Genomic DNA, 13,085 nt, shown 5'->3' with positions numbered 1-13,085 from the left:
GTTAAACTCATGTTAAGCCAACTTAAAACCTGAAACCAGTAACCTGCAATTAAAAAATATTACTATTCTTCTGTTTTAGTTTCTTCTGATGAAGGAGCTTCAACTTCTGCCTCAGCAGTAGCTTTTTTAGTAGTTGGTCTTTTTTCACCAGCTGCTCTTGGCTCTTTTGCTTCCGGAGCATCAGCTGCAACTTTCGCTGCTACTGCTTCTTTTTCAGCTTCATCATCTTTCTCGCGTTTACGCTCATCTAAACCTTCTTCAATAGCTTTGATAATTACATCAGTAATTAAAGAGATTGATTTTGTAGCATCATCATTCGCCGGAATAGGGAAATCGATGTTAGAAGGATCAGAGTTGGTATCAACCATCGCAAAAGTTGGGATGTTTAATTTTAACGCTTCAGTTACTGCAATGTGCTCTTTCTTAACATCAATTAAGAATAAAGCTGCAGGTAAACGGTTTAAATCAGCAATACCACCTAAAAGTGATTCTAATTTAATACGCTCACGTTGAATCATTAAACGCTCTTTTTTAGATAAAATCGCATAAGTACCGTCTTTAGTCATTTTATCGATGTTAGACATCTTTTTGATTGACTTACGAACAGTAGCAAAGTTGGTTAACATACCACCTAACCAACGCTCGGTTACGAAAGGCATGTTTACTTTTTTAGCTTGTTCAGCTACGATTCCTTTAGCTTGTTTCTTAGTAGAAACGAATAATACTTTACGTCCTGATTTTACGATTTGTTTAATCGCAGCCGCAGCTTCTTCAGTTTTAGTTAAAGTTTTATTTAAATCTATAATGTGAATTCCATTACGCTCCATGAAAATGTAAGGAGCCATTTTTGGATTCCATTTACGGGTAAGGTGACCAAAGTGTACACCTGCATCCAATAAGTCTTGATAAGTTGTTCTTGCCATTGTCTTTGCCTCCTGTGATTAACGTTTACTGAATTGGAATTTCTTACGCGCTTTTGCACGTCCTGGTTTCTTACGCTCAACCATACGCATATCACGCGTCATTAGGCCTTTAGCACGTAATGCAGGTTTTTTCTCCGCATCTAGTTCAACAATCGCTTTAGCAATAGCCAAACGAACAGCTTCTGCTTGTCCTTTTACTCCACCGCCTTGAACATTTACAGTGATATCATAACGACCTGTAAGTTCAGAAACCTCTAAACTTTGGTTTACGATATATTGTAAAGGTAAAGTAGGGAAATATACTTTGTGATCTTTACCGTTAACGGTAATTGCGCCAGCACCATCTTTTAAGTAGATACGTGCAACAGCTGTTTTTCTTCTTCCTGAAGTGTTAGTAACTGACATTTCTTAAAGTTTAATGGTTTTTGGAGATTGAGCTGCATGAGGGTGAGTTTCACCAGCATACACAAAAAGATTGGTGTAAAGTTTTTTACCCAATTTAGTTTTCGGTAACATACCACGTACCGCTTTCTCGATTACACGTTGAGGGTGTTTCGCCATTAACTCCTTAGGAGAAATAAAACGCTGACCACCTGGATAACCAGTATAAGAAACATATTGCTTTTCGCTGAATTTGTTTCCTGTCAATTTAACCTTGTCTGCATTGATAACAATTACGTTATCGCCGCAATCTACGTGTGGGGTGTACTCAGGCTTGTTTTTACCACGGATGATCATAGCGATCTTCGATGACAAGCGCCCCAAAATCTCGCCTTGCGCATCAACAACAATCCACTGTTTGTTAACAGTTTTCGCATTGGCCGAGACAGTTTTGTAACTTAACGTATTCACTTGCTTGTATTTAATTTATTAAACAATTTATTATTCCCATTAAATTTGGGACTGCAAAGATAGATAGAATACTTTTATTATCAAATAGTTGGTTGAAAAAAGTTTTACGTTTTTACCTTGCGATCGTCACGCCGAATTTATTTCAGTAGCTAAGAGGCTGTATCTTTTTAAGGTTGTGAAAAGTAAAGCCAGAGATTTTTTGGTTATTATCGGCTTGATGCTAATTTTTGTATTTGTTAGAAGTTTATGCCGTTTTAGTATAACTCCGGTATTCCCTTATCCAATGCCATAGAGCAAAAGCAGCAATAATGGTAAAAACCAAATACTCAACCCCCATAAATTTTATGCCTTTTAAGAAATATAAATAGGTGGCCACAACATCAATAATCAGCCAGATGATCCAACACTCTATCCTCTTCTGGATCATTAAAAAAGTGGTAATTACGCTCATCACAAAAATAAAGGAATCAATAAACGGGTAAGCGCTTGGTAAATTGAATAGTAATGGAAGCCAATTGTGTAGCCGGCTTGCAAGCATACCCATCATTATTGTGCCGGCGATACCGATAACCAACAACATTAAAAACTGCCTTAGGGGCATAAAACTAATGCTGAGTTCCTTATTCTTATCTTCTTCTCCTGGTTTGGGATTAGTCCACCGCCACCAACCTAAAATGTTGGTTACAAAAAAGAAAACCATCAAAAACATATCGGGATAAAGCTGACTTTGGTAATATAAAAAAGCAGATAAGAATACGTTAACAATACCTGCAGGCCAGCTCCAAACACTTGCTTTTGCAGAAAGCACAACTGAAATAATTCCTGTTATTACCGCGAAAAATTCCAGGTAGCTCATGTTATAGCCAAGAACCCTAAAAAAAATACTATGCGCATCGAAAAATTCCATCCTGGCGGTTTAAGCTTCTAGAAAAAGCTAAAGTAAATAATTTATTTACGTGTAGGTTTTCTACCAGCAAACAATCCAAAAAAATGGCTGTTATAAGTATATCCAATGGCTAATCGCCGTGTATTTAACCACAAATTTCGTTTATGCAATCTATCGACCAGATTTTCGGTTATCCCATCCCTTTGTTTTTGAAGAACCTGATTATAGGTTTAGTAGCGGTATTATTAGGAATTTTAATCAAATTTATCATCCATAAAACCTTTCTTTTACTTTCACGCTGGTGGGATTTTATTGTAATTAAGTCTATAATTAAACATTTAAGAAGGCCGATTGCCGTATTCATACCCTTATTGTTGCTTAATTTTTCATTAACCTTAATGGAAATGACACCCGCATACCGTCTTCCTTTGACTAAAATGCTGGAAATTTCGCTTACCATTACTTTTGCACTGATTTTGGTAAGGTCAATTAATGTTTTGGAAGATTATTTTTATCTGAAATATGATTTAAATAAAGAAAACAACCTTAAGGAACGGAAAATCCGTACACAGTTACAATTTGTTAGAAAATTTATCGTATCACTGATCATTTTAATTACAGCGGCTATTATTCTGCTTAGTTTTGAGAGTATGCGAAAAATAGGGGCTGGATTGCTTACCGGTGTGGGCATTGGTGGAATTATCATCGGTTTTGCCGCTCAAAAATCTTTAGGAAACTTATTGGCGGGGTTTCAGATTGCTTTTACGCAACCGATCAGAATTGATGATGTTGTTATTGTAGAGGGGGAGTGGGGGAAAGTTGAAGAAATAACGTTGACTTATGTAGTGGTTAATATCTGGGATCAGAGACGCTTAATTTTGCCCATTACTTATTTTATTGAGAAACCTTTTCAAAACTGGACACGTGTATCTGCTGATTTACTTGGAACAGTGTTTTTATACCTTGATTATACCATTCCTATCGAACCATTGCGGCAAGAATTAACCCGGCTTTTAAATGCAGATCCGCTTTGGGACAAACGCGTAAATGTAGTGCAGGTAACAGATAGTACAAAAGACGGTGCTATTGAAGTGCGATTTTTAATGAGTGCTGCTAATTCTTCCAGAGCTTTTGATTTGCGTTGCCATGTGAGAGAGGCAATGATTGCTTTTATTCAAAATAATTATCCGGAAAGCTTACCCAAGAAAAGATTGGAGTTTAAGGATGAAGATAAATCGTCATTTCGGCCTTAGTGGAGAAATCTACAAAGGGATTTTGGATAGATTTCTTTACCTAAAGTTAGCACTGCGTTTCAGCCGAAATGACGATCTTTTTGAAAATGGTTATTTAAACATTCCTTTCAGCTTTGCTAATTTCTCTTGCAGATCGCCATCAGCATCTTTAGGCTCATTGCGCGGCTTGAAATTAGGCTTGCTTTGATTGGGTTTATGTTCTTGCTTTGGTTTATTTTCTTTAGCGTCACGACTCCGGACTTCCGACTTTGGGGCGGTCTCCGTTTTCATTGATAAGGAAATCCTTTTACGGGCCGGATCAACTTCCATTACGGTAACTTCTACCTTTTGATGCACTTTTACTACATCGTTAGGATTGGCCACAAAACGGTTCGCCAATTGGCTGGTATGTACTAAGCCATCCTGGTGTACGCCAATATCAACGAAGGCACCGAAATTGGTAATGTTGGTTACAATTCCCGGTAGTTTCATGCCTACTCTTAAATCTGAAATTTCATTAACGCCATCGGTAAAACTAAAGGCTTCAAATTGCTCACGTGGATCGCGGCCCGGTTTTGCCAGTTCTTTTAATATATCCGTTAATGTAGGTAAGCCAATTTCATCGGTTACGTACTGCTGTGGTTTAATCTGCTTTTGCAGTTGCGTATCTTTCATTAAAGCGGAAACGGTAGTGCCCAGATCCTTTGCCATTTCATCAACCACTGTGTAACGCTCGGGGTGAACACCGCTTGTATCCAAAACATTTTCTGCATTGCGGATGCGTAAAAACCCTGCTGCCTGTTCGTAAGCCTTGTCGCCTAAACGAGGTACTTTTTTAAGGCTTTCGCGGTTTTTAAAAGCACCGTGGGTATTTCTATAATCAACAATATTCTGTGCCAAAGTTGGCCCTAGGCCCGAAACGTAAGCCAAAATTTGTTTAGAGGCTGTGTTTAATTCTACACCAACCGCATTTACAGCACTTATTACAGTATCATCTAAACTCGCCTGTAGTTTATTCTGATCAACATCATGTTGATATTGACCAACACCTATGGATTTTGGATCAATTTTTACAAGTTCTGCCAATGGATCCATTAAACGGCGACCGATTGAAACGGCACCGCGCACGGTAATATCCTGCGTCGGAAATTCCTCTCTGGCCACTTCTGAAGCGGAATAAATTGACGCACCACTTTCATTAACCATAACAATGGTAATATGTGGCAAATTCAATGCACGTACAAAGGCTTCGGTTTCTCTTCCTGCTGTTCCGTTACCAATGGCAATCGCTTCTACATTGTGTTTTTCGCAAAGTTGTTGAATGGTGAATTCGGCATTTTTCACATTTCCCTGCCCGGTGTGCGGGTAAATTGCTGTGTTTTCTAAAAGTTGACCTTGTTTATCTAAACAAACTACTTTACAACCCGTACGGAAACCAGGATCGATAGCAAGCACATTTTTTTGCCCCATTGGTGCCGCCAATAACAATTGACGTGCATTTTCTGCAAAAACACGGATCGCTTCTTCATCTGCCTTCTGTTTGGTTAACACACGAAGTTCAGTTTCCATTGCGGGTTCCAACAAACGTTTATAACCATCTTCCAAAGCTTGTTGCACCTGCTTCGAAGCTGCATTGTTGCTTAAAACAAATTGGTTTTCCAAAATAGTCAGGGCATCTTCCGCGGGCGGGAGCGCATCTAACCGTAAAATAAGTTCTTTTTCGCCACGGCGCATTGCTAATACGCGGTGAGATGCAGCTGTTTTAACAGGCTCGTTCCATTCGAAGTAATCTTTGTATTTAATACCTTCTTCTTCTTTTCCTTTAATTACTTCTGATTTAAAAACAGCTTTCTCCTGAAAGTAAGTACGCATTTTGGTGCGGGCTTCAACATTTTCAGATATCATTTCAGCAATAATATCCCTTGCGCCGGCCAATGCCTCATCTAAAGAGTTTACGCCTTTTTCAGCATCTGTAAATTTATCTGCCGCTAGATTTAAATCAAAATTGTTTTGTTCAAATATTTGTAAGGCCAAAGGCTCCAGTCCTTTTTCTTTTGCCACCGATGCACGTGTTTTACGTTTTGGTTTATATGGCAGGTAAATATCTTCTAAAAGAGAGATGGTTTCGGCTTCATTGATCTTTTTTTCCAGTTCGGGGGTTAACTTTCCCAGGTCAGTCATGGATTTCAGAATAGCTTCACGGCGTTTATCTAAATCGCGCAACTGCAAAACCCGATCGCGGATTGCTGCTACCTCAACCTCATCCAAACTTCCTGTTGCCTCTTTACGATAACGTGAAATAAAGGGTACTGTTGCACCTTCATCTAACAGATTTATGGTGGCGGTTACTTGTTTTTCTGCAACTTTTAATTCGGCTGCAATAATTTTATGGTGGGTTAACATATGCTGATGGTAAAATTAAAGGAAGCAAAGCTAATGAGGATTTACGGGATTTCTGGATTTTTAAAATGAAGTTTTCCACCGAATTTTGTGAGTAAGTTTTTGAGGGAAAAGCTAACTGCATTACGTCATTTCTGTTTAAATTTCTTTAAATCTCTTTCTGCTTTAAACTTGGTAATCCTGGCAATGAGATCCATAGGCAAGGGCTTGTTTAAAGGAAATTGAATAGCTCCTTTACTCCATTTATAACTGTTAAACTCATGTTGAAAGGCTTCAATTCCTGATCCGGTGGGGTAAAAGCCAATATGCTTGGCATATTCTGCAAAGTAAACCAATACCTTGTTCTGTTTGAATGCAGGCATGCCATACCTGATTACTTCTTTAGCATCTGGTGCTGCCTGGCGGATGGTTTCACGAACCTTTTGCAATAACTTTTGCGTTTCAGCAGGGAAACCCGCGATATATTGATCAATATTTTCTGGTTTAGGCTGATCCATATCTAATGGTTTTGCAAGGTGAATTTACAAATATTATTCGCTAATCTGTATATCGTATTTGTGCAATAACCCTGCAAGTCCTGATTTTGAAAATTTTGCTTTTTTGATCCTGTTGTTATCCGGATCTATGGAATAATTGTAAGCTGTTTTGAAATCTGCTTTTTCGAGGATAGTCCTATCAAAAGTAGCATTTAATAAATCGCAATTCTCAAAAGTTGCGTTTGCTAAATCACTTTCAGAAAAATCGACTTCATGCAACTGTGAATTTTTAAAAGCCGTTTTCTTTAGTTTTAATTTATAAAAAGAGGAATGGTCCAGTTTGCAGTTGTTAAAGCTGAATGCCAAACCAAAATCGTTGCAGTTTTCGAACCTTAAGCCCAGCATTTTGCAATCCTGAAAACAGACATCAATTAAAGCAGTTTTGGTTAGGCTTGCTAAACTTAAATTGCAGGAAATATATTCGCAGTCTAAAAACTTCACACCACTTAAATCAGACCCGGAGAAATTGCAGTTGATGAATTTACAGTTTTCGTATTCTGCTTTTGGGAGTGCCCGTATGGTAAAATCGGCTTTTTCGAATGTTTGGTCGGCTATGTAGTTTTCGGGCATATAGGGAATATATTTTACAACGAATATAAAAATTAAGTGCGGTTTTATGGCGCTGAGCAGGAAACTGAATTGTATTTCTTATAAAGATAGGGTTAACTAAACCCGACAGAAATGGAAATACTTTTTGGTGTGTTCTAAAGGAAAGATTTCCTCATCATTCCCCCTCCTCGCAATAGCGACGAAGGATTACTGAACATAAATTTTCGAATACTTACCAAGGAAACACAGAGGACACGGAAAAGGGGAAATAAAAAAATCCCCCAAATTGCTTTGGAGGATTTATATGTTTTTGGTCTTCGACTATGCGCAGACAGTCAATTTTATTTTTTAACGTACATTACTTCTTTTACTGCTTTAACCACGCGTTCAGCATTTGGTAAGCTTGCAGCGATTAGAGTTGGCGAGTATGGAAGTGGAACATCGGCACAGGTAATACGTAAAACTGGCGCATCTAAATAATCGAATGCATGTTTTTGAACCATGAAAGCAATCTCTCCTGAAAGAGATGCCAAAGGCCATGCCTCTTCTACAACAACCAAACGGTTTGTTTTCTTAACAGAAGCGATGATGGTATCGTAATCTATAGGACGTACAGTACGTAAATCGATAACTTCAACATTAATTCCTTCTTTAGTTAATTCTTCTACAGCAGGGTTTACAACGCGAGTTAACATTTTACCAAAAGTTACGATGGTTACATCAGTACCTTCTTTTGTTACATTTGCCTTTCCTAATTCGATATAGTATTCTTCTGCAGGAACATCGCCTTTATCGCCATACATTACTTCAGATTCCATAAAAATAACCGGATCCTGATCTATAATTGATTGTTTTAATAATCCTTTTGCATCGTAAGGTGTAGCCGGAACCACCACTTTTAATCCTGGAGTGTTTGCAAACCAGTTTTCAAAGTTTTGAGAGTGTTGTGCACCTAACTGACCTGCGTTACCTGTTGGGCCGCGGAAAACCATAGGGCATGAGAACTGACCACCGCTCATTGATAAAATTTTAGCAGCACCATTAATAATCTGATCGATAGCTACTAATGAGAAGTTAAAGGTCATAAATTCCACAATTGGAATAAGGCCTGCTGTTGCGGCACCAGTTGCAATACCTGCGAAACCTAATTCGGCAATCGGGGTATCGATAATGCGTTTCGCACCAAATTCATCAAGCATACCCTGACTTACTTTGTACGCACCGTTATATTCTGCTACTTCTTCACCTAATAAAAAAACGCGGTCATCTTTACGCATTTCTTCGCTCATGGCTTCGCGTAGTGCTTCTCTAAATTGGATTTCTCTCATTGTAAATTTTAATAACGGTGGCAAATATAATTATTAATCGCTTTGAAACCAAAGGCTAAAATGCCTATGTTTTGTAATAATTATAGGCAATTTGATTAATTATTTAGCTGTTTTAATAAGTCGTTTTCTGTTTATTCCGTAAATGAAGAAATAATATTGGGTTATTGTGTTTTTGATTAACCGATTGTATTAAAGCTTAAGGATTTTTCGAAATATCTTCTCCAAAATGGATAATATTGCCATTATTATCTAAAGTTGAAAATTGCCGCATGCCCCAAGGCATATTTTTTAATTTTCCGTTCGGATGAATTATGCCTTGGTTGGTATACTCGGCATAAAGTTCGTCAACTGCTGTAACATAGATATAACAACCAGTATTTTTAGGGATACTTTCATCATCGGTTGGCCAAAGATGTATGCTGATATCATCTTTACTGAAAATAAGGTAACCATCCCAGTTGTTGTGGAAAGTAAAGCCAAATTTTTCTGTATAGAATTTTATGGTTTCTTCTGCATTTAATGAGGCGAGTATTGGTGTGGCAGTTTTAAGCATTTTATTATAACTATTGATATAAATTTAGTGATTGGGATTTAACAAGCCATAGATTTCGCTGTCAAGGAACTGGCCTCTAAAATAATAATCCTGTTTAAAATGTGCTTCTTTTACAAAGCCATGTTTGATTAACATCTGCCTTGAAGCATCATTTTCGACGTTGATATTTGCACTGATGGTATGTAGATTCATATCATCGAAACCAAAAGCAATTGATCTTTTTAGTGCCTCGGAAATTATGCCCTTCCGCCAATAATCCGGATGAAGCATATAGCCCATTTCGGCCCTATGGTTGGCAAAGTCTGTTCGCCAGTAACCAACAGAGCCAATCATTTCCTGTGGTTTTTCTTTCAAAGCAATTACCCAGGCAAGGTTATCTCCATTTTCGTAGCCGTTTCTGAAGCGGGAGATAAAATCTTTGATCTCAAAAATATCTTTTGGTCTCTCCCTGTCTATATATTTCATTACCGTTTCATTGGTGCGCATGGCAAAAAGAGCTTCGGCATCGGTAAGATCATGTTCGCGCAGGATTAAACGCTCGGTTTCAAGAATGGGGAAATTTGCAAAATTTAAGGTTAGCATTTTTAAATTTAAGAGATTAACCGCAAAGCACGCAAAGTTTTTCGCAAAGAACACAAAGTTTTGTTTCATCACAGCGCATTCGGCGATTTTCAAGGAGGACACGAAGTTGATATTTTTCACTCCAGCTCTTAGTACTGTGGTAAATCATCCCCTCCAACCATTCTTTTTGGGTTTGTTGGAAAATAAATATTAAGTGTATGAAGCAGCATAGCCGCTACGGTTTTAACCACAAAGAAAACAGAGGAAAATGCACTGAGCACACCGAGTTAATTGTTTAGCAATTTTTCTTCTCCATTACCTCTGTGAAAAACTCTGTACCCTCTGAGGTTATTTTACTAAGCACTTAGCGCACTTTGCGATTTATTTTATTTCTTTGTGGTTGAAACTATTTTCCAAACAGAGTTTTATATAGAGAATACTTATAATTATCTTCAACTGCGCTGGCCACAAAATAGGGAGCTTCGAAAAGTTCTGTTAGCTTTTTCCTCAGTTCAGCTAAAAATTCCGGTTTAATTTCCTCCAGATATGCTCCTGAAAGATTTTGCCTTCCTGATTTAAACCAAACGCCATCTACACTCATCGTTTTAACTACGTACAAATTTGGTTCTACAAACGTCCTGCCCGAAAATTGTTCGTAAGCATATGTATATAACAAAGTTTGAATTAAGGCTTTATTTATATGTTTCCCATCCGAATTGAATAGTTCAGGGATATCCTTAAAAGTGAGTTTATCGCTTCCTGTTTTGTAATCAATTATTTTGGTAACACCATCTTTCACATCAACACGATCAATAAAACCAAAAATTTTAACGCTGGCTTCTTTTCCTCTTAGGGGGAAACTGATTTCGGCTTCTACTTTTTGTTCGAGACTTATAATGGTAAAAGGGGTTTGTGCTTCATCCTGATTCAAAATAATGTTTACATAAGCATCTACAATTGATAAAATTACCTTTTGCATCCCCTTATATTCCATTACCTTATCAGGATTTTTGAACATCACAGCATTAAATGCCCTTTGTATTAAAGCCGGAACTTTTTTTCGTTTATCCTTAATCCGGTCTGCTGTAATTTCTGCTGACCTTAAATCTTCATAAAAGTACTCCATCACCTTGTGTAAAATAGAGCCTATTTCATTTGCTTCAACAACTGCACTAACTTCTTTTGGCTCTTTTATGCCTGCGATATAGTTAAAGAAAAAATCTATCGGATTGGAAATATATTGCGTAAGTGCCGATGGTGAGAGAACTTTCTTTTTGTCGAGGTATTTTTGTAAGGTTTCCTGTATAAAAGCTTTATTGGTTTTTTCGATCTTTACGTCTTTAAATGCTTCAGTTTTAACCTCCAAATTAAGCTCATTGTAGGTAAACTCGAAACCACTTTCGTACTCTAACTGCTTTAATATTCTGCTCGCCTCTCCTGATGTGGATTCATCTGTTAAGCTGTTATAGATAAAATTGATATTCTTGGCCCGCTGTAATAGACGGTACACCATATAGGATGAAATGGCATCTAAATTTTCGAGTACAGGAAGGCCGTAAACGCGACGGATTGAATCTGGAATAAAGCTGTTGCCGATAGATGATTTCGGGATAATACCTTCATTAAAACCTAAAATCACCACTTTATCGAAGTTTAAATTTCTGGTTTCGAGTAATCCCATTACCTGAATGCCGTTTAACGGATCGCCCGAAAGCGGAACGGCAATGGCCTGCAACGATTTTTGAACCAGATAAATTACAAAAGGAATTTCCTCTTTACCGATATGGTTGCTAAAAGTATCATGCAATCTGTTTAACTCCTGAATGGTTTTTACAAATAGTTCGGCATCTATTTTTTTGAGCGTTTTTGCATTTGATAAACGGGTTAAAACATAATCAAGCACGTCGAGTAAATTGCTTACCACATGCTGCGGATCATCAATCTTTCTGTAAAAAGTTTCAAATAACCCACTTTGGCGCAATAATCTTTTGTGGTCAATTTCCACTTCATTTTCTTCCAGTAATGCAGTCAGGATTTTATCGCGCATTTTTTGTGTAAGTCCGGTTAAAGGATGCGTTAAAAAAGCCTCAACATTTCTATAGGTTACTTTATCGCGTTGCAATATTTCAAGCTGACTGGTAAGCCATAAATCTACCAGACCGAAAATACTGGAAGTAGAGAGGGCGAAACCCATGGTAACGTTAAGATCGATTTCTTTTCCGTTGAATATAGTTGGGATGGTCTGTAAAGTTGGAATCAACAAACTTTCATCCGCTAAAACCACCACTGTTTTACCTACAGTTTCAGCATTGGTATAATCATCCTCTAAAATATTGTTCAAAATTTTAGCCTGTGCCGATTGCCCCTGAACTTTAAAAACATTCACCTGGTGTGCTGCGGTTTTCATTAAACTTTCCTGCTCGGCAAATTCATTCTTCAGACCGAGTAAGTTGATGTTTTTGCGCAAAAATAATCCTGCCTCTTGCGATACATCATCCAAATAATAAGTATCGGCATCAAAATAAAATAATGCTTTTCCTGCCTCCTGTAATTGGGTAAATATTTTTGCTTCCGCGCTACTCAAAGCATTAAAACCAACAAAAATGATTTTGCCTTTATCAAAATTTGAAATGAATTCCTGGTGGTTGGTAATATCATCAGCCAGGTACCGGTAAACGGAACCGTTGGTTAAATAGCCCTGATTTTTAAGTGTTGCGTGAAATTTATGGTAAAGCTTGGGCATTCTACGCCACATTTTGATGAAAAGCTCCTGCTGTTTTTTATGTTTTCCTTCTGAATAGGACGTCCAGAACTGGGAAAGAAACTCATATTGTTCAGGGCTTAAATAATCGAAGTCTTTGTTGATAACTGAAATATCTTCTAAATCGCGGTATAATTTTTCTGCATCAACCAGATCGGCATCAATCTGGTTAAAATCGCTTAAGATGATTTTGGCCAGTGGGAAAAACTTATGACTCGAAATGTTTTCCAGTTTTTCTTCTGCGAGCAGTTGGTTGTAGATACGGTGCAGGGTGAAAAACTGAAGGTAAAAATCAGCTATTTTATAACTGGTAGAGCTGGCAAAAAATTCTTGTATGGTAAAAAAAGATGGACTGAAAAAAGGTTTGCCAATAATATCTGCAAAGTGTTTCTGCAAATACGCTGCCGGACGTTTATTGTTAAAAACAATGGCACAGCTTTCCAGCTGGTTTCCAAATCTGGTTACTAAATCTTCGGCAACTTCTTGTAAAAATGGTTTCATCTG

Annotated in this window: 12 protein-coding genes; 1 reads left to right on the top strand and 11 read right to left on the bottom strand. The window is 37.7% G+C overall.

Features of this window, described 5'->3' with window-relative positions; all coding sequences use genetic code 11:
• Window positions 1–62 precede the first annotated feature (62 nt).
• The 4 genes from rpsB to pnuC form a co-directional block, all read right to left on the bottom strand.
• On the bottom strand, window positions 63–923 hold the full coding sequence (gene rpsB / locus ASE74_RS20570) for a 30S ribosomal protein S2 (RefSeq protein ID WP_055913285.1): 861 nt from the start codon (window positions 921–923) through the stop codon (window positions 63–65).
• A gap of 18 nt (window positions 924–941) precedes the next feature.
• A complete protein-coding gene (gene rpsI, locus ASE74_RS20565; protein ID WP_055913282.1) occupies window positions 942–1,328 on the bottom strand; it encodes a 30S ribosomal protein S9 in 387 nt (128 codons plus the stop codon).
• Window positions 1,329–1,331: 3 nt separating this feature from the next.
• Window positions 1,332–1,775 carry a 50S ribosomal protein L13 gene (gene rplM / locus ASE74_RS20560; RefSeq protein WP_010602007.1) on the bottom strand — a complete coding sequence of 148 codons (444 nt, stop codon included), beginning with the start codon at window positions 1,773–1,775 and terminating at the stop codon, window positions 1,332–1,334.
• 244 nt (window positions 1,776–2,019) lie between these two features.
• The gene (gene pnuC / locus ASE74_RS20555; protein ID WP_055913278.1) at window positions 2,020–2,682 is read right to left on the bottom strand and encodes a nicotinamide riboside transporter PnuC; all 663 of its coding nucleotides are present in this window, start codon (window positions 2,680–2,682) and stop codon (window positions 2,020–2,022) included.
• A 143-nt stretch (window positions 2,683–2,825) separates the two neighbouring features.
• Here pnuC and ASE74_RS20550 point away from each other — a divergent pair, with 143 nt between their 5' ends.
• Complete coding sequence (locus ASE74_RS20550; protein ID WP_055913274.1) at window positions 2,826–3,914, top strand: mechanosensitive ion channel family protein; 1,089 nt, start codon at window positions 2,826–2,828, stop codon at window positions 3,912–3,914.
• Window positions 3,915–4,004: 90 nt separating this feature from the next.
• Here ASE74_RS20550 and ASE74_RS20545 read toward each other — a convergent pair whose 3' ends face one another.
• The 7 genes from ASE74_RS20545 to ASE74_RS20510 form a co-directional block, all read right to left on the bottom strand.
• Window positions 4,005–6,296 carry a Tex family protein gene (locus ASE74_RS20545; RefSeq protein WP_055913272.1) on the bottom strand — a complete coding sequence of 764 codons (2,292 nt, stop codon included), beginning with the start codon at window positions 6,294–6,296 and terminating at the stop codon, window positions 4,005–4,007.
• 125 nt (window positions 6,297–6,421) lie between these two features.
• Window positions 6,422–6,790, bottom strand: coding sequence for an iron chaperone (locus ASE74_RS20540; protein WP_055913269.1), 369 nt, complete (start codon window positions 6,788–6,790; stop codon window positions 6,422–6,424).
• A 33-nt stretch (window positions 6,791–6,823) separates the two neighbouring features.
• On the bottom strand, window positions 6,824–7,399 hold the full coding sequence (locus ASE74_RS20535; protein WP_055913266.1) for a pentapeptide repeat-containing protein: 576 nt from the start codon (window positions 7,397–7,399) through the stop codon (window positions 6,824–6,826).
• Between the two features lie 320 nt (window positions 7,400–7,719).
• Complete coding sequence (locus tag ASE74_RS20530) at window positions 7,720–8,706, bottom strand: pyruvate dehydrogenase complex E1 component subunit beta (RefSeq protein ID WP_055913263.1); 987 nt, start codon at window positions 8,704–8,706, stop codon at window positions 7,720–7,722.
• A 196-nt stretch (window positions 8,707–8,902) separates the two neighbouring features.
• Entirely contained in the window at window positions 8,903–9,259 is a 357-nt protein-coding gene (locus ASE74_RS20525) for a VOC family protein (protein ID WP_055913260.1), read from the bottom strand.
• Window positions 9,260–9,283: 24 nt separating this feature from the next.
• Window positions 9,284–9,841, bottom strand: a complete 558-nt coding sequence (locus ASE74_RS20520) for a GNAT family N-acetyltransferase (RefSeq protein WP_055913256.1) — start codon at window positions 9,839–9,841, stop codon at window positions 9,284–9,286.
• 385 nt (window positions 9,842–10,226) lie between these two features.
• Window positions 10,227–13,082, bottom strand: a complete 2,856-nt coding sequence (locus ASE74_RS20510) for a PD-(D/E)XK nuclease family protein (protein ID WP_055913366.1) — start codon at window positions 13,080–13,082, stop codon at window positions 10,227–10,229.
• Window positions 13,083–13,085: the final 3 nt, after the last annotated feature.

This window comes from Pedobacter sp. Leaf216, from assembly GCF_001421515.1.
Taxonomy (GTDB): Bacteria; Bacteroidota; Bacteroidia; order Sphingobacteriales; family Sphingobacteriaceae; genus Pedobacter.
Note: the sequence above shows the minus strand (reverse complement) of the source record. Positions and strands in the feature narration are given on the sequence as shown.